Source organism: Arthrobacter sp. B3I4 (genome assembly GCF_030816855.1).
Classification (GTDB): Bacteria; Actinomycetota; Actinomycetes; order Actinomycetales; family Micrococcaceae; genus Arthrobacter.
In genome coordinates this window covers 3,399,838-3,421,483 of record NZ_JAUSYK010000001.1, presented here as the reverse complement: position 1 = coordinate 3,421,483, position 21,646 = coordinate 3,399,838, and the positions used below count along the sequence as shown (strand labels likewise).

22 protein-coding genes are annotated in these 21,646 nt (G+C 68.8%); 13 read left to right on the top strand and 9 right to left on the bottom strand.

Annotated elements, in window-relative coordinates:
* Window positions 1-113: 113 nt before the first annotated feature.
* Window positions 114-1,037 carry a Bax inhibitor-1/YccA family protein gene (locus QFZ61_RS16070; protein ID WP_307037703.1) on the top strand — a complete coding sequence of 308 codons (924 nt, stop codon included), beginning with the start codon at window positions 114-116 and terminating at the stop codon, window positions 1,035-1,037.
* A 158-nt stretch (window positions 1,038-1,195) separates the two neighbouring features.
* On the opposite strand, the gene galK is transcribed toward QFZ61_RS16070, so the two are convergent.
* Window positions 1,196-2,377 carry a galactokinase gene (galK, locus tag QFZ61_RS16065; protein ID WP_307037701.1) on the bottom strand — a complete coding sequence of 394 codons (1,182 nt, stop codon included), beginning with the start codon at window positions 2,375-2,377 and terminating at the stop codon, window positions 1,196-1,198.
* Complete coding sequence (gene galT, locus QFZ61_RS16060; RefSeq protein WP_307037699.1) at window positions 2,374-3,540, bottom strand: galactose-1-phosphate uridylyltransferase; 1,167 nt, start codon at window positions 3,538-3,540, stop codon at window positions 2,374-2,376. Before galT ends, galK begins: the two co-directional genes overlap by 4 nt.
* Window positions 3,541-3,623: 83 nt before the next feature.
* On the opposite strand from galT, the gene QFZ61_RS16055 reads away from it, so the two are divergent.
* From QFZ61_RS16055 to QFZ61_RS16040, 4 genes are all read left to right on the top strand, one after another.
* A complete protein-coding gene (locus QFZ61_RS16055; RefSeq protein WP_307037697.1) occupies window positions 3,624-4,610 on the top strand; it encodes an aldose 1-epimerase family protein in 987 nt (328 codons plus the stop codon).
* Window positions 4,611-4,709: 99 nt separating this feature from the next.
* Complete coding sequence (locus QFZ61_RS16050; protein ID WP_307037695.1) at window positions 4,710-6,089, top strand: AI-2E family transporter; 1,380 nt, start codon at window positions 4,710-4,712, stop codon at window positions 6,087-6,089.
* A gap of 3 nt (window positions 6,090-6,092) precedes the next feature.
* The gene (gene ilvA / locus QFZ61_RS16045; protein ID WP_307037693.1) at window positions 6,093-7,331 is read left to right on the top strand and encodes a threonine ammonia-lyase; all 1,239 of its coding nucleotides are present in this window, start codon (window positions 6,093-6,095) and stop codon (window positions 7,329-7,331) included.
* A 9-nt stretch (window positions 7,332-7,340) separates the two neighbouring features.
* A complete protein-coding gene (locus QFZ61_RS16040) occupies window positions 7,341-7,958 on the top strand; it encodes a rhomboid family intramembrane serine protease (RefSeq protein ID WP_307037691.1) in 618 nt (205 codons plus the stop codon).
* Window positions 7,959-8,038: 80 nt separating this feature from the next.
* Here QFZ61_RS16040 and greA read toward each other — a convergent pair whose 3' ends face one another.
* Together greA and QFZ61_RS16030 are read right to left on the bottom strand one after the other, a co-directional pair.
* Window positions 8,039-8,533 (bottom strand): transcription elongation factor GreA, encoded by a 495-nt coding sequence (gene greA / locus QFZ61_RS16035; RefSeq protein WP_307037689.1) that lies wholly within the window; start codon window positions 8,531-8,533, stop codon window positions 8,039-8,041.
* A 202-nt stretch (window positions 8,534-8,735) separates the two neighbouring features.
* The gene (locus QFZ61_RS16030) at window positions 8,736-9,194 is read right to left on the bottom strand and encodes a DUF4307 domain-containing protein (RefSeq protein WP_307037687.1); all 459 of its coding nucleotides are present in this window, start codon (window positions 9,192-9,194) and stop codon (window positions 8,736-8,738) included.
* Window positions 9,195-9,318: 124 nt separating this feature from the next.
* On the opposite strand from QFZ61_RS16030, the gene mca reads away from it, so the two are divergent.
* The 4 genes from mca (at window position 9,319) to QFZ61_RS16010 (ending at window position 13,400) form a co-directional block, all read left to right on the top strand.
* On the top strand, window positions 9,319-10,224 hold the full coding sequence (gene mca / locus QFZ61_RS16025) for a mycothiol conjugate amidase Mca (RefSeq protein WP_307037685.1): 906 nt from the start codon (window positions 9,319-9,321) through the stop codon (window positions 10,222-10,224).
* An 80-nt stretch (window positions 10,225-10,304) separates the two neighbouring features.
* A complete protein-coding gene (locus QFZ61_RS16020; RefSeq protein WP_307037683.1) occupies window positions 10,305-10,562 on the top strand; it encodes a hypothetical protein in 258 nt (85 codons plus the stop codon).
* Window positions 10,537-12,726 (top strand): thioredoxin domain-containing protein, encoded by a 2,190-nt coding sequence (locus QFZ61_RS16015; protein ID WP_307037681.1) that lies wholly within the window; start codon window positions 10,537-10,539, stop codon window positions 12,724-12,726. Before QFZ61_RS16020 ends, QFZ61_RS16015 begins: the two co-directional genes overlap by 26 nt.
* Window positions 12,723-13,400 (top strand): HAD family phosphatase, encoded by a 678-nt coding sequence (locus QFZ61_RS16010; protein ID WP_307037680.1) that lies wholly within the window; start codon window positions 12,723-12,725, stop codon window positions 13,398-13,400. The genes QFZ61_RS16015 and QFZ61_RS16010 overlap by 4 nt, the downstream gene beginning before the upstream one ends.
* A gap of 10 nt (window positions 13,401-13,410) precedes the next feature.
* On the opposite strand, the gene QFZ61_RS16005 is transcribed toward QFZ61_RS16010, so the two are convergent.
* Entirely contained in the window at window positions 13,411-14,052 is a 642-nt protein-coding gene (locus tag QFZ61_RS16005; protein ID WP_307038268.1) for a hemolysin III family protein, read from the bottom strand.
* A 262-nt stretch (window positions 14,053-14,314) separates the two neighbouring features.
* On the opposite strand from QFZ61_RS16005, the gene QFZ61_RS16000 reads away from it, so the two are divergent.
* Together QFZ61_RS16000 and QFZ61_RS15995 are read left to right on the top strand one after the other, a co-directional pair.
* Entirely contained in the window at window positions 14,315-15,076 is a 762-nt protein-coding gene (locus tag QFZ61_RS16000) for an isoprenyl transferase (RefSeq protein ID WP_307038266.1), read from the top strand.
* A gap of 154 nt (window positions 15,077-15,230) precedes the next feature.
* Window positions 15,231-16,625: a PhoH family protein gene (locus QFZ61_RS15995; protein WP_307037678.1), complete on the top strand. Its 1,395-nt coding sequence runs from the start codon at window positions 15,231-15,233 to the stop codon at window positions 16,623-16,625.
* 3 nt (window positions 16,626-16,628) lie between these two features.
* Here the strand turns inward: QFZ61_RS15995 and QFZ61_RS15990 are convergent, their stop codons facing one another.
* Together QFZ61_RS15990 and QFZ61_RS15985 are read right to left on the bottom strand one after the other, a co-directional pair.
* Window positions 16,629-17,558: a threonine/serine dehydratase gene (locus QFZ61_RS15990; protein ID WP_307037675.1), complete on the bottom strand. Its 930-nt coding sequence runs from the start codon at window positions 17,556-17,558 to the stop codon at window positions 16,629-16,631.
* Between the two features lie 62 nt (window positions 17,559-17,620).
* A complete protein-coding gene (locus QFZ61_RS15985; RefSeq protein WP_307037673.1) occupies window positions 17,621-18,268 on the bottom strand; it encodes a GNAT family N-acetyltransferase in 648 nt (215 codons plus the stop codon).
* A gap of 105 nt (window positions 18,269-18,373) precedes the next feature.
* On the opposite strand from QFZ61_RS15985, the gene QFZ61_RS15980 reads away from it, so the two are divergent.
* Together QFZ61_RS15980 and QFZ61_RS15975 are read left to right on the top strand one after the other, a co-directional pair.
* Entirely contained in the window at window positions 18,374-18,949 is a 576-nt protein-coding gene (locus QFZ61_RS15980) for a prepilin peptidase (protein ID WP_307037670.1), read from the top strand.
* A 9-nt stretch (window positions 18,950-18,958) separates the two neighbouring features.
* Window positions 18,959-19,429, top strand: coding sequence for an NUDIX domain-containing protein (locus QFZ61_RS15975; RefSeq protein ID WP_307037668.1), 471 nt, complete (start codon window positions 18,959-18,961; stop codon window positions 19,427-19,429).
* 98 nt (window positions 19,430-19,527) lie between these two features.
* Here the strand turns inward: QFZ61_RS15975 and QFZ61_RS15970 are convergent, their stop codons facing one another.
* Both QFZ61_RS15970 and QFZ61_RS15965 read right to left on the bottom strand, forming a co-directional pair.
* Window positions 19,528-20,964, bottom strand: coding sequence for a class II fumarate hydratase (locus tag QFZ61_RS15970; protein ID WP_307037666.1), 1,437 nt, complete (start codon window positions 20,962-20,964; stop codon window positions 19,528-19,530).
* A 64-nt stretch (window positions 20,965-21,028) separates the two neighbouring features.
* Window positions 21,029-21,643: a carbonic anhydrase gene (locus QFZ61_RS15965; protein WP_307037664.1), complete on the bottom strand. Its 615-nt coding sequence runs from the start codon at window positions 21,641-21,643 to the stop codon at window positions 21,029-21,031.
* Window positions 21,644-21,646: the final 3 nt, after the last annotated feature.

The window sequence follows — 21,646 nt, the reverse complement described above, 5'->3', positions numbered from 1 at the left end:
GCCGGGGACGGCGGGAACTTTCCCTGCCGCCCGGACGTGGAAATTGGTAGCGTGGAGAGTACCGATCTTCGCGACCACTCATCACTTACCCCCTTATTTGGAGGACACCAGCAATGGCACTTGGCGGAAACCCGATCTTCAACGGAAAGAACTTCCGTGGAGCCACCCAGGCGCCTCCGGCCCCTTACGGGCAGGGCTACGGTCAGAACTACGGACAGGCTCCCTACGGTCAGGGCTACGGTCAGCCCCAGTTCGGCCAGACGCAGGGCGGATGGAACCCGGCACAGCAGGCGATGAGCAGCGACCAGCTGCAGGACATGTACAACCGTCCCGCCGCCGGACCGGCCGACTCGGGCCGGATGACCTTCGACGACGTCATCATGAAGACGGCGGCCTGCCTGGCCGCCGTCATTGCCGGCGCGGCCGTCACCCTGGTGGTGGCGCAGGGCCTGGCCTCCATGCTGATGATCGTCGGCGCCCTGGGTGGCTTTGTCCTGGCCCTGGTCAACACCTTCAAGAAGCAGCCGTCGCCGGCCCTGATCCTCGCCTACGCCGCCCTTGAGGGCCTTTTCCTCGGCGGCCTGACCCGGATCCTCGACGGAATGTTCCCCGGCGTCGGCCTGCAGGCCGTGATCGGTACGCTGTCGGTCTTCGCCGTGACCCTCGTACTGTTCAAGAGCGGGAAGGTCCGGGCCACGCCGAAGGCGATGCGCTTCTTCATGATCGCCCTGATCGGCTACGCGGTGTTCGCGCTGATCAACATGGTGATGATGTGGACCGGCGCCGTGCAGTCCCCGTTCGGCCTGCGCACCTCCTTTGAGATCTTCGGCATCCCGCTGGGCGTCTTCATCGGCCTGCTCGCGATCGGCCTGGCCGCGTTCTCCCTGATCATGGACTTCACCAGCATCGAGGCCGGCGTGCGCAGCGGCGCTCCGCAGCGCTTCTCCTGGACCGCGGCGTTCGGCCTCACGGTCACCCTGGTGTGGCTGTACGTGGAGATCATCCGCCTGCTGGCCATCCTCCGCGGCGACGACTAGTCCTTAGCCGTACACAGTAAGACAACCGCGAGAAGCGGGCCCTGCCAGACGGCGGGGCCCGCTTCTCGCGTTTCGGCGCCGGCACGTTCGGCCGTGGGCACCGGAAGGTTTGCCCCGGAAATTTGGGAACCGGGGGGCGCCGCCGGGGCCGGAACGGTTCAGGCGAGGCGTCGGGCTCCCGCTGCCGGGCGGACGCGGAAAATGTCCGGCGCGGTGTAACCGGCACGGGCGAACGCGCGTCCGACGGCGTCCCGCACCTCCTGCTCGGCACCGGCCGGCGCGAGGGCGATCGCGGAGCCGCCGAACCCGCCGCCGGTCATCCGGGAACCGATGGAGCCGGCGCTCCGGGCGGTATCCACCGCCAGGTCCAGCTCGGGACAGGAAATCTCGAAATCGTCCCGCATCGAGGCGTGCGAGGCGTCCAGCAGCCCGCCGATCGCCTCCGGTCCGGTGCGCTCCAGCAGCTCCACGGCCTGCAATACGCGGTCGTTCTCGGTCACGACATGCCGGACCCTGCGGAACGTCTCCGGATCCAGCAGGCCTGCGGCCTCCTCAAGGTCCGCCAGACCGACGTCGCGCAGCGCCTGCACGCCGAGCACGTCGGCGCCCAGTTCGCAGGACGCGCGGCGGGCCGCGTAGCCGCCGTCGGAGTGTGAGTGCGAGACCTTGGTGTCGATAACCAGCAGCACCAGGCCAGACGCTTCGGCGTCGAACGGCACGAGCCGGACGCCCTGGTCCCGGCAGTCGAGGAACACGGCGTGCCCGGCAGCGCCCAGCAGCGACGCCGACTGGTCCATGATTCCGGTGGGTGCCCCGACGAAGTCGTTCTCCGCGCGCTGGGTGGCCTGGACCATGTCGTGCGCGCTGAGCCCGCCGCCCGCGAGTTCGTTGACGGCCAGGATGGCGGCGCATTCGATGGCGTGCGAGGAGGACAGGCCGGCGCCGCGCGGCACGTCGGAGTCAAGCAACAGGTCCAGGCCGGGGACGTCCAGTCCGCGCTGCTGCAGCGCCCACAGCACTCCCAACGGGTACTTGGTCCAGCCCCTCGCGGTCGCGGGGTCGAGAACATGCGCATCCGCCGTCGTCAGTCCCTGGTTCCCGAAGGTGGACAGCATCCGCACGGCCGAGTTGGCGCGGAACCGGACCGCCACCCGGGCGGTGCGGTCGATGGCGAAGGGGAGCACGAAGCCCTCGTTGTAGTCGGTGTGCTCGCCGATCAGGTTGACCCGGCCGGGGGCCTGCCAGACGCCGTCGGGAACCGCCCCGAACACCTCCGTGAACCGTGACCGGAGTTCGTCCAGGTCCAGGGCCGGAGTGCCGGTGCCGGAGGAATTGCTCATGGATTGCCGCCTCCCGTGCGGGCCGGAGAGGTCGCTGCCGCAGCGCGAAGCCGGGCCGCCACTTCCTCCGGGGTGGTGTCGTTAATAAAGGCGCCCATGGCGGCCTCGGAGCCGGCCAGGTATTTCAGCTTGTCCGCCGCGCGGCGGGGCGAGGTCAATTGCAGGTGGAGGTAGCCGGCGGGGCGGAGCAGCCGGTCCAGCGGCGCCTGCTGCCAAGCCGCGATGTACGGCGTGGGGGTGGGGTAGAGGGCGTCCAGCCGCCGCAGTAGATCCAGGTACAGCCGCGCCAGTTCATCCCGTTCCTCGCCGTCCAGCCCTGCGAGGTCGGCGACCTGCCGGTGCGGAACCAGATGGACTTCAAGCGGCCAGCGCGCAGCGAAGGGAACGTAGGCGCTGAAGTGCTTCCCTTCCAGCACCATCCGGCTGCCGTCTTCCCGTTCGGCCCGCAGCAGTGAACCGGTCAGCGTCTCCCGGCCCCCGGCGTCGTCGTAGTGCTTCCGGGCGGCAGCGGCAAGCACGGCGGCGCGCGGCGGCAGATACGGGTAGGCGTAGATCTGGCCGTGTGGATGGTGCAGGGTGACGCCGATCTCGGCGCCGCGGTTCTCGAACGGAAAGACCTGGCGGACACCGGGCAGCGCGCTGAGCGCCGCGGTCCGTTCCGCCCACGCCTCCACCACGGTGCGGGCCCGGGTATCACTGAGGCCGCTGAAGGAACCGGTGTGCTCCGGCGTGAAGGAGACCACCTCGCAGCGCCCGGAGGCCGGCACGCTGGTTCCCCATCCCGGCTGCTCCGGGAGCATCCCGACGTCGGGGCCAAGGGAGGGGAAGCGGTTTTCAAAGACGACGACGTCGTAACCCGGCGCGGGGATCTCCGACAGGTTTTCCGGGGTGCTGGGACACAGCGGGCACTGATCGGCCGGCGGCAGGTGCGTCCGGGACTGCCGGTGCGCCGCAACGGCCACCCATTCGCCGGTCAGCGCATCAAACCGCAACTCACCGGCGGACGAACGCCCGCCCAGTTCGCGGCGGTCCGTGAAAGCGGCCAACATGGTTGCTCGGCCGGCGCTCGCCGAAGAGTCGGGTCCGCTGGCCGGAGCATCAGCAAAATAGAAGAGCTCCCGGCCGTCTGCGAGGGTGCTTCGGGTGATGCTGGTGGCGGGCATTCCATCATTCGATCAGACTTCGGGAGAATCCGGCAAAGCCCCGCCGGTGACGGTCCGGCCCGGCGTTGGGTACCGTGGTGCCCATGGACCCCTCAACTTCCGCCACAGCTTCCCGTGACGCAGCGTCCGCCGTCCCGGCGGGGCCGGACGCCTCCGCCAGACGCTACGCGAGCGGCCGGCAGTACGAACTGCGCCGGGGCGATGCCCTCGCCGTGGTGACCGAGCTCGCGGCCGGGCTGCGGCTCTACAGCCGTGCCGGGGTCCAGTTAACGGAGAGCTACGGGGACGCAGACATCTCTCCGGGAGCCGCCGGCATCACCTTGGCGCCCTGGGCCAACCGGGTGGAGGACGGGGTCTGGTACCTGAACGGGAAGAAGCAGCAACTCGACATCACCGAGGTGTCCCGCAACAACGCCAGCCACGGGCTGCTGCGCAACGCCTCGTACACCCTGGTGGACGAATCGGAATTCTCCGTGACGCTTGAAGCGGCCATTTTTCCGCAGCACGGCTACCCGTTCCTGCTGCGCCACCGGGTGCGCTACGAACTGGAGACCGGCCTGGGCCTCACGGTCCGGCAGACACTGGTCAACGATTGTGCAGAGCCGGCTCCGTTCGTCCTCGGCGCACACCCGTACCTGCGCCTCGGCGACGTTCCCAGCGAGGACCTGACCGTGACAGCCAGCGGACGCACCCGGCTGGTGACGGACGAGCGCCAAATCCCGCGCAGCACCGAACCGGTCAGCGGCCACTTCGATCTCCGTTCCGGAGTGCTGGCCGGGACGCTGGACCTGGACTGTGCCTACACGGACCTGGACTTTGACGATGGCGGCATCGCCCACAGCACCCTTCGGGCGCCGGACGGGCGGAGCGTGAGCCTCTGGCAGGATGCGCACTGCCGCTATACCCACGTGTTCGTCACCGACCGGCTGCCCGGCCGGACCAAAGCCGTGGCGCTGGAGCCGATGACCGGCCCGGCCAACGCCTTCAACAGCGGCGACGGGCTGGGCTGGCTGCCGCCGGGGGAGTCCTTCACCATGACCTGGGGCATCACCGCCGCGCTGGAAGGGTAGTCCGCCGGGAACGCCTTCGGCAGTGGTGGCGTCGGCGGTTCAGTGCCCCGGGCGGCTGCTGCGTTTCCTTTAGCGGCCGCGCTGGTGAATCATGGGTAAATGACGCCAGCTGAGGACGCCGCCACCCGCCCCGACTCCCAACTCCCCGGATACGCCGCCCCGGAGCTCTCCGCCCCGCCCGCGGCAACCGGCACGACGCCCGCCGCAGCAAACGGCGCGGCGGCCGCCACGGTCCCGGGCGCCGCACCCGTGCCAGCCCGCACCGGCGTGCCGCTTCCGGCCCAGGCGGCCCGCAGCGGCCGGAAGCTGCAGGAAGAGGACATTCCGTACGGCGTGCGCATCGCGGCCGAATGGGCCTGGCGGATCGGTCTAATCCTGCTCGTGACCGGCGCGTTGATCTGGCTGCTCAGCAAGATCACGTTCCTGATCATCCCGGTGATGGTGGCCGCGCTGCTGGCCGGGCTGCTCAGCCCCGTCACGCACTGGCTCCGCAAGCGCAAAGTTCCCAACGGAGCCGCCGTGGCCATCACCATCCTCGGCTTCATCGGCCTCGTCGGCGGCGCGCTGACCCTGGTGGGCCGCCAGCTGACCACAGGTTTCAGCGAGCTGTGGGGCCAGGCGCTCACCGGCGTGCAGCAGGTCCAGGACTGGCTTGGCGAGGGCCCGCTGCACCTCTCGGCGGCCGAAATCGACACCTACGTCAAAGAAGCGGCCAACGCACTTCAGAACAACAGCAGCAGCATCGTCAGCGGGGCGCTGAACTTCGGCAGCACCGCCGGCCACTTTGCCGCCGGCCTGCTGATCGCCTTGTTCGTCACGATCTTTTTCCTCCTCGAAGGCCAGCGGATCTGGCGCTTCCTGGTCCGTCTGATGCCGCGGCGGGCCCGTCCGGGCTTCGACGGGGCCGGCCGGCGGGGCTGGAAGTCCATGGTCAGCTACACCCGGATCCAGATGCTCGTCGCGGCCGTGGACGCCCTGGGGATCGGCGTCGGCGCCGCAATCATCGGCGTGCCGCTGGCGCTGCCGCTCGGTGTGCTGGTCTTTATCGGTTCCTTCATCCCCGTGGTCGGCGCGCTCGTGACCGGCGTCATCGCCGTGCTGCTGGCCCTGGTAGCCAACGGGCCCGTCAACGCGCTCATCATGCTCGGCATTGTGCTGCTGGTCCAGCAGCTCGAGAGCCACATCCTGCAGCCGCTCATCATGGGCCGTGCGGTTTCCCTCCACCCGGTCGCCGTCATCCTGTCCGTGGCTGCCGGCTCCTACCTGGCCGGCATTCCGGGCGCTTTGTTCTCCGTGCCGATCCTCGCCGTAGCAAACTCGTCGATTCGGTACATCGCCGCCCGAACGTGGGAACATGATGGAGAGCTGGCAGCCGCGGGCTGGCAGCAGGCCCCTGCACTCGCCGGCGCCGGCGAGGACCCAAGTATCAGGGAGGCCCGCCTCCCCGGCGCCGACGCCGGAAACCCCAAAGGAGACTAATTCGTGAACACCCTCGAGAGCCTGCCCGTCACGCTGGACGATGTCCTGGAGGCGCAGAAGCTGCTCGACGGGATTATTACCCGAACCCCGGTCGAATCGTCCCGCGCCCTCGGCGCCCTGGCCGGCGGGGAAGTCTACTTCAAGTGCGAGAACCTGCAGCGTGCGGGCTCCTTCAAAGTCCGCGGTGCGTACGTTCGGATGGCGAAGCTTTCCGCCGAGGAGAAAAAACGCGGAGTGGTCGCCGCCTCGGCCGGCAACCACGCCCAGGGTGTGGCAGTGGCGGCAAAGGCGCTGGGGATCAAGGCGCGCATCTACATGCCGCTGGGCGTTGCCCTGCCGAAGCTGGCTGCCACCCGCAGCCACGGCGCTGAGGTGGTGCTGCACGGCCACAACGTCGACGAGGCCCTGGCCGAGGCCAAGCGCTACGCCGATGAGACCGGCGCCGTCTTCGTGCACCCGTTCGACGACGTCGACATCGTCGCCGGGCAGGGCACGGTCGGACTCGAGATCCTCGAGCAGATCCCGTCCGTCGACACCATCCTGATGGGGGTCGGCGGCGGCGGTCTGCTGGCCGGCGTCGCCGTTGCGGTCAAGGCCAGGGCCAAGGAGCTTGGCCGGGAGATCAGAATCATCGGTGTGCAGGCCGAGAACGCCGCCGCCTATCCGCCCTCCCTCGCCGCTGACGCGCTCGTACCGCTCAAGCGCGTGTCCACCATGGCCGACGGCATCGCCGTGGGCCGTCCGGGACAGCTGCCCTTCAGCATCATCCGCGAACTTGTCGACGACGTCGTCACGGTCAGCGAAGATGCGCTGGCCCGGGCCCTGATCTTCCTGCTGGAGCGGGCCAAGATGGTGGTCGAGCCGGCCGGCGCCGTCGGCGTGGCCGCCCTGCTGGAGGGCAAGATCGAAAACCCGGGGACCACCGCCGTCGTGCTCTCCGGCGGCAATATCGACCCGATGCTCATGCTCAAAGTGATCCAGCGCGGCCTCTCCGCCGCCGGCCGCTACATGACGGTGCGGATGATGCTCGATGACCGGCCCGGTTCGCTCGCGACCATCGCCCGGATCATTGCCGAGAACGACGCGAACGTCACCGGCCTGGACCACACCCGGGTGGGCGGCTCGATCAGCATGGGCGACGTCTCCATCACGATCAACCTCGAAACCAAGGGCCACGAGCACTGCGAACAGGTCCTCGGTGCGCTCCGCGCCGAGGGCTTCCAGCCGATCGTGGTGCACTAGGCGGCCGCCGTGCTCGAAGCGCCCAAGGGGGAGCGGCGCCGCGACACTCCCGCCGCCCGGGCCCGCCAGGGCCTGCTGGTGGTGGGCTGCTTCGTGCTGCTGCTCTACGCGGTCGAGATCCTCAATACGCTGATGCTGCACTCGCTGAACCGGACCTTCGGGCTGCGCCCGCGGAGCCCGGACGGGCTCCTGGACGTACTGACGTTTCCCCTGCTGCACGCCAACCTGGGCCACCTGCTCTCCAACACCCTGCCGCTGATCATCTTTGGGTTCCTGGTCTTCCTGTCCGGGTTGCGGGTCTTCCTGACCGCGCTGGCCTCGAGTTGGCTCGGCTCCGGGGCCACGGTCTGGCTGATCGGCGACAACGTCACCGTCGGAGCTTCCGGGCTGGTCTTCGGCCTGTTCGCATTCCTGCTGGTCCGCGGCTTCATCAACCGCCACTGGGGCCAGATCCTGCTCTCCGTGGTGCTTTTCCTGGCCTATGGCGGCATCCTTTTCGGCGTGCTGCCCACCTTCGCCGGCTACATTTCCTGGCAGGCGCACCTCGGCGGCGCTGCCGGCGGGATAGTTGCGGCGTTGCTGCTGCGCCCGGCCCGGCGGGACGTCCGGAACGCCGGGAACTTCTGACCTTCTTCCGGGAACGCGGTTAAACATCGACGCCGGCCCTCCCGCTGCGGGGAAGGGCCGGCGTCAGGGCTGCGCGGGAGTCAGCCTGCGTAAGGCTTGGCGGAGAGAATCTCCACCGAAATGTCCTTGCCGTTGGGGGCGGTGTAGCTGAGCTTGTCGCCTTCCTTGTGGCCGACGATGGCGGCACCGAGCGGGGACTTCTCGCTGAAGACATCCAGATCGGAGTCACCGGCGATTTCCCGGGAGCCGAGCAGGAACGTCTCTTCGTCGCCGGCGATCCGCGCAACCACGAGCATGCCGGGCTCCACGATGCCGTCGTCTGCGGGGGCAGCGCCCACGTGCGCGTCGCGCAGCAGGACGGTCAGCTGGCGGATCCGCGCCTCGATCTTGCCCTGCTCCTCCTTGGCGGCGTGGTAGCCACCGTTCTCCTTGAGGTCGCCTTCCTGGCGGGCAGCTTCGATCTTCTGAACAATGTCTGCACGGCCGGCGCCGGAGAGGTGGTCCAGCTCTGCCTTCAGGCGGTCAAAAGCTTCCTGGGTAAGCCAAGCTGCAGTTGCGCTGTTGGTGGTCGACACGGACTTCTCCTTTTGGTGGTCAAACAAGCTGGTCAAACAAGCAAAGACCCCGCCACGGTGGCCACTTATGGATCTCAGTAACCAGCTCAGCGGGGCAGGGGTATTAGTCCATTGTAGGCAAAGGATGTGGATAAACCCAAGAACCGCTGCGGCGCAGATCACACCGTGTTACGCCCGGGCGGACGCCGGTGGGTGGCAAACGTTACTTGGCGCGGTCCGGAATCCAGCAGCTGTCGACGACGGCGGACACGGATTGCGTCTCCGTGCGGACCTTCTCCCGGTGCACCGTGGTGTGGCCGCCGTCGGTGCCGGCGTCGGCCGCGTTGGGGCCGATATCCACGACCTTCCAGCCGACCACGGCGAACTTGGCATCGAGGGCCTTGACCGCACACTTGGCAGCCGTGTCCGGATTCTTGGTGACCTGAAAGTCGATCTCGGCGAGCGTGGCGTCGGGGGTGCTGTAACCGACGTCCTTGAAGCTGACGGACTCGGCGGCGCCCGACGTCGACACCCAGGCCAGGAAGCCGATCCCGGCGGCGAGGGCCACGATCACGATATTGCGCTTCGCCTTACCTCCAAGCGCGCGCTTTTGACGGCCGTAGCGATTGGCTAGGCTGGTGGGGGCCGGCGCGGGCGCGGCGGGCTGGTCCTCGGAAGTCACCAGTCCAGTTTAGTGTGGATCGGGCAGCGGCAGTTCCGCACTACCGCTCCGCCTCGTCCAGCTCCAGCCGCAGCAAAGATCTCCGCAGTACGAAACCCGCAGAAGAAAGAGGAGCCGTCCGCCCATGACAGCGTCCCCCAGCCCGTCGGCACCGCTTCGGCTGCTCGCCGTCCACGCCCACCCGGACGATGAGTCCAGCAAGGGCGCCGCGACTATGGCCATGTACGCCGCCGCCGGCGTCGACGTTCTGGTCGCCACCTGCACGGACGGTTCACGCGGCGACATCCAGAACCCCGCCATGGAATCCGCGCCGCATCCCAAACGGGACATGGCCGGCGCCCGCCGGCTGGAAATGAACAACGCCGCCAGCGTCCTGGGCATCCGGCAGCGGTGGCTCGGCTTCGTTGACTCCGGCCTGCCGGAGGGGGACCCGTTGCCGCCGCTGCCCCCAGGGTCCTTCGCCACGCTGCCCTTGGAGCGGGCAGCCGCGCCGCTGGTCCGGCTGGTCCGCGCGTTCAAGCCCCAGGTCATCCTGAGCTACGACGAGAACGGCGGCTACCCCCACCCGGACCACATCATGGCGCACCGGGTCGCGGTGGAGGCTTTCGAAGCCGCCGGCGACCCCGCGCGGTACCCGGGAACGGGCGAGGCCTGGGAACCCAGCAAGCTCTACTACGACCGCGCGTTCAGCCCGGAACGCTTCCGGGCCCTGCACTACGCCCTGGAGGAAGCCGGGCTGCAGTCGCCGTACGCCGAACGGATCGCCGCCTGGCTCGAGGCAGACGCCGAGGGCCACACGCCGCCGGCCCCCACCCACGAAACCACCACCCAGATCCAGTGCGGGGACTTCTTCGAAGCCCGCGACGACGCCCTGCGCGCCCACCGCACCCAGATCGACCCGGAAGGCTTCTTCTTCGCCGTGTCGCCGGCCCTGCAGCGCCAGACGTGGCCGTGGGAGGACTACTCGCTCATCCAGTCCAAGATCCCCACAGAGCTGCCTGAGACCGACTTCTTTGCCGGGCTAAGATAGATCCAGCAGGAACTTCTATTCCGCGTAGAAGAGCGGCGTTGAAGGCCTGCAGGACAAGCTCCCCATAGAAGGTTTCCACCGTGCATTCGTTGCTCGTCGCCCTGGCGACTTCCCCGGCGCCCGCCCCGTCGCCGTCATTGCGCCCCGGGCTGGACCCGAGCCAGGTTACGCCCGGCCTGCTGGGGTTCCTGCTGACCGCGTTCATTGTGGTCCTCACGGCCTTGCTGATCGTGGACATGGTGCGCCGGATCCGCCGCGTCCGGTACCGGGCGCAGGTGGAGGAGGAGCGCGCCGCCGCCGAGGAAGCCGAACGTGACGCCGGAACCGGGAGCCGCTGAGCCCGGCTCCGCCAACGACTCGTCCGGGGCGAACGCCCTGGGCGGGGAACCCTCCGCCTACCTCCGCCAGCACGCCGGGAACCCGGTGCACTGGCGCCCCTTCGGCGATGACGCCTTCGCCATGGCCGCGGCCCGCGACGTTCCGGTCTTCCTGTCGATCGGCTACGCGGCGTGCCACTGGTGCCATGTCATGGCCCGCGAATCCTTCGAAGACCCCGCCACCGCCGAGTTCCTGAACGCGAATTTCGTTTCCGTGAAGGTGGACCGGGAGGAGCGTCCCGACGTCGATGCCGTCTACATGGCCGCGACCCAGGCCATCAGCGGCGAAGGCGGCTGGCCGATGTCGGTCTTCCTGCTCCCTGACGGCCGGGCTTTCCACGCCGGTACCTACTATCCGCCCCGGCCGATGCCCGGACGGCCCTCCTTCCGCCAGCTGCTGGAAGCGGTCCACGAAGCGTGGCTGGAGCGGCGCAGCGCCATCGAGGAGAACGCAGATGCGCTGGCGCGGGGCATCGCCGCTGCCCAGGCCGGCGCCGCGGTCCGCGTCGACGGACCGGCGCCGGAGCTGGACCCGGCGCTGCTCGCCGAGGCGGTGCGCGCGCTGGCCCGCTCCGAGGACGCCGCCGGCGGCTTCGGGACCGCGCCCAAATTCCCGCCGTCGGCAGTGCTGGAGTTCCTGATCCGGCACGCCGCCGCGCCCTCCGGGACCTCTCGCGACGCGCAGGACCTCGCCGCCCGCACACTGGCCGCGATGGCCCGCTCGGCCCTGTTTGACCTGCTCGAGGGCGGCTTTGCCCGGTACTCCGTGACCGGAGACTGGTCCGTCCCGCACTTCGAGAAGATGCTCTACGACAATGCCCAGCTGCTGCGCGGCTACGTCCACTGGGTCCGGCTCGGCGGCACCGGCGTTTACCCGGCCGAGGAGGCAGCGGCCGTCGCCGGCGGCACCGCGGACTGGATGCTCAGCGCCCTGGGGCTGCCCGGAGCAGACGGAAAGCCGGCGGCGCTGGCCTCGTCCCTCGACGCCGACACGGTGGTGGACGGGGAACACTTTGAAGGCGCCAGCTACCTGTGGACCCCCGCCGAACTCGCGAAGCTGCTGGGGGAGGACGACGGCGCCGCCGTCGCGCGGATGATGAACGTCCGGGCCCGCGGCACGGTCTCCGAGGCCGGGTCCCCGCTGCACCCGGGGCGCCGGCTCCAGGGACCGGACAGCGAGCTGTGGGAACGGGTGCGGCCGGTGCTGCGCGCTGCCCGTGCGGTGCGGCCGCAGCCCGCCCGTGACGACAAGGTGGTGGCCGGCTGGAACGGGCTCGCCGTGGCAGCCCTGGCCGAAGCCGGTGCCGTGCTGGACCGGCCCGACCTGCTCGACGCCGCCGAACGGATCGCCGGGTATCTGGAACGCGTCCACTGGAACCCCGGACAGGGCCAGGAACCGGGCCTGCTGGTGCGGGTCTCCCACGCCGGGCAGGCCCGCGGGATCGGCGGCCTGCTGGAGGACTACGCCTTCTGCGCCGAGGGCTTGTTCGCGCTCTACGCCGCCACCGGGAGGAGCCGCTGGTATGCCTTCGCTGAGGCGCTGCTCGCCGCCGCGTGCAAGCGGTTCGCCGGCGACGGCACTCTCCGCGACACAGCCGGGGAATCATCCCAGGTGTTCAATGCCCAGGGCCGGCGCGCCGGGACGGACCCCTACGATGACGCCACCCCCAGCGGTGCTGCCGCTTTTGCCGGCGTGCTGCTGAGCTACTCCGCCCTCTCCGGGTCGGCCGAACACCGCGCCATGGCGGCTAACATCCTGGCCCTGCTGCCGCCGCTGGCGGTCCGCGCACCCCGGGCGGCCGGCTGGCTGCTGGCCACCGCGCAGGCGGCGCTGGCCGGTCCGCTGGAGGCCGCCGTCGCCGGAGCAGCTACGCCGGAACGGGCGGCCCTGCACCGCGCGCTGCTGCTCACACCGAGCCCCGGGCTCGTCATTGCCGTGCAGGACACGGCCGCGGAGCCCGGCGCGGAAGCCACTGGGTCCGCCAGCGCTGTCGTCCCGCTGCTGCGCGGCCGGACAGCGGCGGACGCGGAGCCGACGGCCTACCTGTGCCGCGGTATGGTCTGCAGGCTCCCGGTGCGTACCGTTGCCCAACTGCGGGAGCAACTGGCTAGCATGGCGGAATGACTTCTGCCCCGGCCGCCCCGGAACCGTTTGAACTGGTGCTCTTCGACTGCGACGGCGTGCTCGTCGATTCCGAGAAAATCTCCGTCCGGGTGGACCAGCGGGTGCTCGCCGATCTCGGCTGGGAGCTGGAACTTGAGGAAATCGTGCAGCGTTTCGTCGGCCGGAGCGAGGCAAACTTCATCGCAGCGGTGGAACACCAGCTGGGCATCGAACTGGCCGAAGGCTGGGACCGCCGCTACGAACCGTGGTACCGCGACGCCTTCGAGCGCGGGCTCACCGCGGTGGACGGCGTGGAAGAGGCCCTGGACCGGCTGGGTCTGCCGCACTGCGTGGCCTCCAGCGGCAGCCACGAGAAAATGCAGCGGACCCTGGGCCAGACCGGCCTGTTCCACCGCTTCGCCGGCCGCATCTTCAGCGCCACCGAAGTGGCCCGCGGCAAGCCCGCGCCGGATCTGTTCCTGCACGCGGCCGGAACGCTGCGAACCGACCCGGGCCGCTGCGCCGTCGTCGAGGACAGCGCGTATGGGGTGCAGGCCGCGCGGGCTGCCGGGATGCATGCGTTCGCCTACGCCGGCGGGGTCACGCCGGCGGAACGGCTCGCCGGACCCGGCACCACTGTTTTCTTCGACATGCGGGAGCTTCCGGAGCTGATTGCCGCCGGCAGGCCCCGCTGAGCGGAGCCGGTCAGCCCAGGACGGCGATCGCGATCGCGACGTAGTGCGCGGCGAAGGCGAAGACCGTGAAGGCGTGGAACAGCTCGTGGAAGCCGAAATGCTGGTAGCTGAAGTTCGGCTTCTTCAGCGCGTAGAAGACGGCCCCGGCAATGTAGAGAGCCCCGCCGACGCAGATGAGGACCGCGGAGGGCACACTCGCGGCGAAGAAATCCGGCAGGTAGAACAGGGCGCCGCAACCGAGCGCGATGTAGATCGGCACGTAGAGCCAGCGCGGGGCGTGCGTCCAGAACAGCCGGAAGAGCACGCCTAGCACCGCGCCGGACCAGATCAGCCATAACAGGAACACCGCGGTGGGCCGCTCCAGGAGAGCCCAGGCCAGCGGAGTGTAGCTGCCGGCGATCACCAGCATGATGTTGGTGTGGTCCAGCCGCTTGAGCACCATCTTCACCCCTGGGGACCAGTTGCCCCGGTGGTAGACGGCGCTGACACCAAAGAGCAGCACGCCGGTGAAGGCATATACCGCCGAGGCGATCTTCAGATCGGTGCTGGGAGCCAGGACCACCAGGACCAGGCCGGAAACCAGCGCCAGCGGCGCGGTGACGGTGTGGATCCAGCCGCGCCACTTGGGCTTGATCGTCAGGAGTTCGGCGATGCGGACGGCGGCGTCGTCGATCGGTCCGCCGGGCCTGGTGCCCTGTTTGTCGTCCTGCGGTGCGCCGTTCGCGGACGGCCCGTATCCGGGTTCCGGGTTGTTGCTCTCCATTCCGTCATAATAATCTACGGCGCGGTAAGTTACTGGTGGGTAACAAGCGGTGCAGGGTGAATCGCGGGACCGGGGTGCGCGGCACCGGCCGTCCTGCGGGTAGCCTAGGTATGCACTGCCGTCAGACCCAGGAAGCCAGGTGAATCTCCGGATGGAACTGCCCGGGTTTCTGTATGGCTTCTATGAGCGCAGGCTGCAGCGCTCCCTGGACCAGGAGCGGATCCCCCGGCACATCGGCGTCATGGTCGACGGGAACCGGCGCTGGGCCCGGCAGTTCAATGCCCCCACAAGCCAGGGCCACCAGGCTGGAGCGGACAAGATCCACGAGTTCCTCGGCTGGTGCCAGGAACTCGGCGTCAAGGTCGTCACGCTCTACATGCTCTCCACGGACAACATGAACCGTTCGGGCGAGGAGCTGGAGCTGCTGATGGGCATCATCGCCAACACCCTGGACCGGCTCGATGAGGATGTGGACGTTTCCGTGCACGCCATGGGCGCCCCCGAACTGCTCCCGGACTATCTTGCTGAACGGCTCAACAAACTCACCGCGCGCACCCCCGTGCACGAGAAAATCCACGTCAACGTCGCCGTCGGTTACGGCGGCCGCCGTGAGATCGTCGACGCCGTCCGCGAACTGCTGCACGACGCCGTCGCCCGCGGAGCGGACATCGGCCGGCTCGCCGACAACCTCAGCGTCGATGACATTTCCCGTTTCCTCTACACCCGCGGCCAGCCGGACCCCGACCTCGTGATCCGCACCTCAGGGGAGCAGCGGCTCTCCGGTTTCCTCATGTGGCAAAGCGCCTACAGCGAGTTCTACTTCTGCGAGGCCCTCTGGCCCGCCTTCCGCAAGGTGGACTTCCTCCGGGCACTGCGTGATTACGCCGGCCGGCAGCGCCGGTTCGGCGCCTGAACTGGTTCACCCGGTCTTCACTCGCCGGCAACACGAATCGCTGACAAATGGGTGGGCAATACGCCGGCCGCGGGCGTACGTTATTCCCATCAGCGGGCAAACCGCCGGTTGATGGGGGAGGCCAGTACATGCAGCGGAAGTTCGCACCGGATGTATGGGAGGCCGCGTCCGGCCTTCCAGCCGAGCCGCCTCACCACTAACAATTCCGGGCCGGCGGCCCGGGGCTGGAGTCGAAGTGGCTATTTCTGACACAGTGCCCGATGTTCATTCCTACGTGATTGACACCTCCGTGCTGCTTTCGGACCCGCGCGCGCTGCTGCGCTTTGCCGAGCACGAAGTCATCCTGCCGATCGTGGTCATCACCGAACTGGAAAGCAAACGGCACGACCCGGAACTGGGGTACTTCGCCCGCAAAGCGCTGCGGCTGCTCGATGACCTCCGGGTGGAACACGGCGGCCTGGACCGCCCGATCCCGCTGGGCGACCAGGGCGGCACCCTCACGGTGGAGATGAACCACATCTCCGCCGAGGTGCTGCCGGCCGGCTTCCGCGGCGGCGACAACGACAGCCGGATCCTCGCCGTCGCTAAGAACCTCTCCAACGGGGGCCGGAACGTGACCGTCGTGTCCAAGGACCTCCCGATGCGGGTCAAGGCCTCAGCGGTGGGGCTGCTCGCCGACGAGTACCGCAATGAACTGGTCAAGGACTCCGGCTGGACCGGCATCGCCGAGATCGACGCCGCCGAGGACGAGGTGGCGACGCTCTACGGCCACGAACCGGTCTTCATCCCCGCCGCTGCCGAACTGCCGGTGAACACCGGCCTGGTGCTGCTCTCCGGCCGCGGCTCCGCCCTGGGCCGGGTGGGGGAGGACAAGCAGGTCCGCCTGGTCAGGGGCGACCGTGACGTGTTTGGACTGCATGGGCGCTCCGCCGAACAGCGGCTCGCCATCGACCTGCTGATGGACCCCTCCGTGGGCATCGTCTCGCTCGGCGGCCGTGCCGGAACCGGCAAGTCCGCGCTGGCCCTGTGCGCCGGTCTCGAAGCCGTGCTGGAGCGACGGGAGCACCGCAAGGTGGTCGTCTTCCGGCCGCTTTACGCCGTCGGCGGCCAGGAGCTTGGCTACCTGCCAGGGTCCGAGTCGGAGAAGATGAACCCGTGGGCGCAGGCCGTCTTCGACACCCTCGGCGCGCTGGTCAGCCAGGAAGTGGTGGAGGAAGTGATGGACCGCGGCATGCTGGAGGTTCTGCCGCTCACCCATATCCGCGGCCGCTCCCTGCACGACGCGTTCGTGATCGTCGACGAAGCCCAGTCCCTGGAGAAAAACGTCCTGCTCACGGTGATGAGCCGGATCGGCCAGAACTCCAAGATTGTGCTGACCCACGACGTCGCCCAGCGTGACAACCTTCGGGTCGGTCGGCACGACGGCGTTGCCGCCGTCGTCGAGACCCTCAAAGGCCATCCGCTCTTCGGCCACATCACCCTCACCCGCTCGGAGCGCTCACCGATCGCGGCGCTGGTGACGGAGATGCTCGAGGGGGCGGAGATTTAGGGTTTAGCCCAGCGTGCCCGGATCGGTGTTGCCGCCGCAGACAACCACCGCAACGCGTTCACCTGCCCGGGGCACATACGCCCCGGAGGTGAGCGCCGCGAGGGCCGCGGCCGCTCCGTACTCCGCCGGGATCCGGTAGTCGCTCCACAGCTTTGCGCGGGCGGCAATGATGTCCGCGTCCTCCACCAGAACGGACGTCGGTGGAACCCGCGATGCCATGCTGAAAGCGATCTCACCCACCCGCCGTGCGCCCAGGGAATCGGCGGCGATGCCCGAAACGGGCACATCGACGGGGTGTCCCGCGGCAAGAGCGGCGTGCAGGGTGGGAATGCTCACCGGCTCAACCGCCACCACGTGCGCCCGGCCTTCCGCCGCTGCTGCGATGCCCGCGTACAGTCCGCCGCCGCCGACGGCGACGACGATGGTGTCGATGTCCGGCTCGTCCTCAAGGATTTCCTCGGCGAGGGTGCCCGCGCCTGCCGCGATTTCGGGCTGGTCGTACGCGTGGCAGAACAGTGCCCCGGTCTGCGCTACGTACTCCATCGCGGCGGCGTAGGCCTCGGCATACTCCGCGCCGACCTGGCGGACGGCCGCGCCGTATCCGCGCAGTCGCTCGACCTTGACCTGCGGGGCTGTCTCCGGGACAAACACCGTGGCCGGAACCCCGAGGGCGGCGGCAGCGTAGGCGTTGGCCAGGCCCGCGTTACCGCCGGAGGCCGCCACCACCCCGACGCGCGGGTCCAGTTCGCCGCGCTCGCGGGCGGCCAGCAGGCGGTTGAAGGCGCCACGGGCTTTGAAGACCCCTGTGTGCTGCAGGAATTCGCACTTCAACCACAGCGGAGCCGCCGCGGTACCGGCGCTGAGCAAGGGTGTCCGCCGCACGTAGCCACTGATGCGGTTCTTCGCGTCGAGTACGTCGCTGCGATCGATCACCGTTTCTCCTTCTGGTCGGCACTTCGCCGGGATTCCTGAACACCTTACGCCAGCACGCGGTCCTAGCCGATCCCAAGGTACTTAGCTGTTGGTTCGTGGCCCTGGACTTCCAGCGTCCACGCGGGGCGGTTGAAGCTGGCGGGGGTGAGGCGGACTCTCTGGGCGTCCTGGCGGATGCCGCCCCAGTTGGCAGGGGAGGTGCCGTTGAGCTCGTAGCCGAGCGACCGGGAGACGCCCAGGGACTGCTGGTTCCAGGCGGCTGCTTCAGACTCAGCCACTTCGGCACCGAGCCAGTCGAAGGCGTACAGCGCGACGGCGGCACGCATTTCCTTGCCGAGCCCCCGTCCCTGCGCACTGCGCTTCAGCCACGAACCGGTGCTGACGGTCCTGAGCGTCGCGAAATCCTTCGCCTCGATGTCCTGGCAGCCGATGAAGTCGCCGTCGTGCCAGATGCCCAGCAACAGAGTCCACTGCTGCGGCGACGCGCCGGCACGGCAGCGCCAGTACCACTGCGCCATCTTGGGGCCCAGTTCCTCGGCCGGGGATTCCGCCCAGGGGTTGCTGAAGGGGCTGCGCCCGGGTTCGTGGACTCCGCTCAGTGCCGCGTCCACCGCAGCCGGGATGTCCTCGTCGCGTATCGGGCGGAGCGTGAGGCGGGGTGTGCTGAGCGCGAGGGCAAACGGCGGCCAGTAGGAGGCGGGCGAAGTCATCCCGGAAGCCTAGCCGCGGCATCCCGCAGCCGCCAGTCACGGCGGCAGCTGGATTCCCCGTGGCGGCGGGCAGTGCCGGCGCAGCATATCCAGTAGCATCCGAGGGTGATCGATCGTCTTGGCGAACTTGGGGGAGCCGCCCCGCCGGCCTTCTGGCTGGCGTTGCTGGCGTGCCTGTATTTCGCCGTGATGGCTGCCCGGCTGACGGTCATCGACGTCAGGCATCACCTGCTGCCCAACCGGATCATCTTCCCCTCCTACGCGGTGGCAGGCGTGCTCCTGCTCGGATCCGCAGCGGCACAGGCCGCCGCGGTCGAGTCCGCCGGAGTCCCTGCGGAGCCGGCGACGGCCGCCGGAGCTGCTGCGCTGTTCGGTGTGCCGGGGCTCCGGGTGCTGGCTGGCGGAGCTGCCCTCTGGCTGTTCTACTTCCTGTTGCGGGCCGCCTATCCGCCGGGAATGGGGTTCGGCGACGTCAAGCTCGCCGGGGTGCTCGGCATGTACCTGGGCTTCCTGGGCTGGGCGCACGTCTTTGCCGGCACGTTCGCGGCCTTCCTCTTCGGCGGGCTCTGGGGACTGGCCCTGCTGGTGTCCCGGCGCGGCACACTGAAGTCCGACATTCCGTTCGGTCCGTTCATGCTCGCCGGGGCGACGGCTGCGATGCTGCTGCTGCCCGCAGGCTAGGCTGGCGGGATGGCCACCCCGGACTTCATTGTGAAATTGCGCGAAAAAATCGGCCACGATCCGCTCTGGATCCCGGGCGCCCGGGCCGTGGTGTTCGACGGCGACGGCAGGGTGCTGCTGGGCCAGCGCGCCGACAACGGGCGGTGGGGCCTGATCACCGGGATCCTCGAACCGGGCGAGGAACCCGCAGCGGGCCTCCTTAGGGAGGTCTTCGAAGAGACCGGCGTGGTCGCCGTGGCGGAGCGGCTGGTTTCGGTGGCCGCCGTCGGTCCCCTCACCTATCCGAACGGTGACGTCTGCCAGTTCCTGACCCTGGTGTTCCGCTGCCGCTACGTCTCCGGGGAGGCCCGCGTCAATGACGACGAGTCCCTCGCGGTGGGCTGGTTCGCGCCCGGGGAGTTCCCCGACCTGATGCCCGGCCACCGCGAAGCCATCGAACGGGCCGGCGATCCGGACGGCCCGGCACATTTCCAAAGCTGAGAACGCCCGACGGCGGCCGGCGCCTTTCGCTGGAAAGACGCCGGCCGCCGTCGGGCGTTTGGCCTCCGGTGTACCCGGTGTGGAACCTGCCTTAGCCGCTATGCCTTGTGCGGCGGACGCGTCATGGACATGACGTCCAGGGCGGTGTCCAGCTGCTCTTCGGTCAGCTCGCCGCGCTCCAGGAAGCCCATCGCCACGACGGTTTCGCGGATGGTCAGGCCTTCGGCGACGGCTTTCTTGGCGATTTTGGCGGCGTTTTCGTAGCCGATGTACTTGTTCAGCGGCGTGACGATCGAGGGCGAGGCCTCGGCGAGGAAGCGGGCGCGCTCGACGTTGGCGGTGATGCCGTCGATCATCTTGTCGGCCATGACGCGGCTGGTGTTGGCCAGCAGGCGGACCGATTCGAGCAGGTTGGCGGCCATCACCGGGATGCCGACGTTGAGCTCGAAGGCGCCGTTGGTTCCGGACCAGGCGATGGTGGTGTCGTTGCCGATGACCTGCGCGCAGACCATGATCGATGCCTCGCAGATGACCGGGTTGACTTTGCCCGGCATAATCGAGGAGCCCGGCTGCAGGTCCGGGATCGCGATTTCGCCGAGGCCGGTGTTGGGGCCGGAGCCCATCCAGCGCAGGTCGTTGTTGATCTTCATGAAGGAGATCGCAATGTTCCGCAGCTGGCTGGAGGCCTCGATCAGGCCGTCGCGGTTGGCCTGGGCTTCAAAGTGGTCGCGGGCCTCGGTCAGCGGCAGGCCGGTGTCGGCGGCGAGGAGTTCGATCACGCGCTCCGGGAAGCCGGCCGGGGTGTTGATGCCGGTGCCGACGGCGGTGCCGCCCAGCGGAACTTCGGCCACGCGGGGGAGCGAGGCGTTGATCCGCTCGATGCCGAAGCGTACCTGCGCGGCGTAGCCGCCGAACTCCTGGCCCAGGGTCACCGGGGTGGCATCCATCAGGTGCGTGCGGCCGGACTTCACAACGTCCTTGAACTCGGCGGACTTCCGCTCCAGCGATTCGGCGAGGTAGCCCAGCGCCGGGATCAGGTCGTTGATCAGCGCGGACGTGGCGGCGACGTGGACCGACGTCGGGAAGACGTCATTGGAGGACTGGGAGGCGTTGACATGGTCGTTCGGGTGGACGACCTTGTCGCTGCCGCCGGCCTTGAGCGCCCGGGAGGCGAGTTCGGCAATGACCTCGTTGGTGTTCATGTTCGAGGAGGTGCCGGAACCGGTCTGGAAGACGTCGATCGGGAAGTCACCGTCGTACTTGCCGGCCGCAACCTCATCGGCGGCGTCCGCAATCGCCTGGGCCAGCTCGCCGTCGAGCACTCCCAGCTCCGCGTTGGCCTGGGCAGCTGCCTTCTTGACCCGGGCGAGGGCCTCGATGTGGGCGCGCTCCAGGGTCTTGCCGGAGATCGGGAAGTTCTCGACTGCACGCTGCGTCTGGGCGCGGTACAACGCGTTCACCGGAACGCGGACTTCGCCCATCGTGTCGTGTTCAAAGCGGAACTCTTCGGTGTTCAAATCTGCTGTTGAAGTCATGGGGCTAGCTTATTGGGCCAAGGCGCCGCACCGAAAACCATGAACCCGCGCCGAAACGCAGCTCCTAGAGCTCGCCGATCCCGGAGACCAGATCCGCCCGGCCTTCGGCCAGCCGGTAAGAGAGTCCGATCACAGCCGCGCGGCCGTTTCCGACGGCCTCGGAGATCACCCGTGAGCTGTCCACGAGGCGCTGCGACGTCTGCTTGACGTTCTCCACCACCATGTCGTTGACCTCGTGCTGGTCGTTCCGCATGGAGGTCAACACCGAAGGCGTGATCCGCTCGACCAGGCTCCGCATGAACCCGACCGGCATTTCGCCGGTGTCCACCGCGTTCTTGGTGGCGGTAACCGCGCCGCAACTGTCGTGGCCGAGCACCACGATCAGCGGTACGCCCAGCACGCTGATGCTGTACTCGAGCGAGCCGAGGACGGCGTCGTCCATCACCTGGCCGGCGGTACGGACGACGAACGCGTCCCCAAGCCCGAGGTCGAAGATGATTTCGGCAGCAAGACGTGAATCCGCGCAACCGAAGATGACGGCGAAGGGGTGCTGGTTCTCCACCAGGGAGGACCGCCGCGACGCATCCTGGTTGGGGTGCGAGGATTCACCGGCGACGAAACGTTCGTTGCCTTCGCGCAGGCGGCGCCAGGCAAGGGCGGGAGTCAGTTGAGTGGTCACCCT